The 576-nt window shown below is 66.8% G+C and carries 1 pseudogene; it reads left to right on the top strand.

Annotated features, from left to right (window positions below):
* Positions 1–575, top strand: a pseudogene (locus tag JCM25156_RS19875) (hypothetical protein); the annotation flags it as partial.
* Position 576: the final 1 nt, after the last annotated feature.

Below are 576 nucleotides of genomic sequence, written 5' to 3'. Positions count from 1 at the left end.
CGCTATGCCGGGGCGGAAGATCTGGCCAAGGCGCTTCAGCCTTTTTGCAGTCGGGCGGGCGGGTGACGCCGGTGGCGGGCGTCAATGCGCTGTTGGTCAGCGGCGATCCGGTCACGCGTGATACGATCCTGAGCCTGATCCATGCCTTTGACGTGGATATTCTGGCCGGGCAGTCCTATGCGCTGATTCCCGTGGCCTCCGGCGGGGCGAAGGACGCCGCCACGGCCCTGCAGGAAGCATTGCACGGGCGTGGGGGCGCGCTGTCACAGGAAGTGCGGGTCATTCCCATGGCGCGTGTCGATGCGGTGCTGGTGGTTGCGGCCTCCACCCGTTACATCGACGACGCCCGGCGCCTGTTCGACCTGATCGAGCGGACCCGGCGGACGACCATGCGCAACTGGCATGTCTATTACCTGCAGAACACCAACGCGAATGACGCGGCCTATGTTCTCCAGCAGGCCTTCACGCCCGATGATGTCACGGCGCAGCAACCCAGCCCCCGCAACCCAATATTCCCGGCGCGGGCGGGCAGCTACCCGGACAGGGCGGCGGTGGCCTGTTGGGCGGCGGCATGAC

The organism is Komagataeibacter kakiaceti JCM 25156, assembly GCF_000613305.1.
This window is presented reverse-complemented; position numbering and strand designations above follow the sequence as displayed.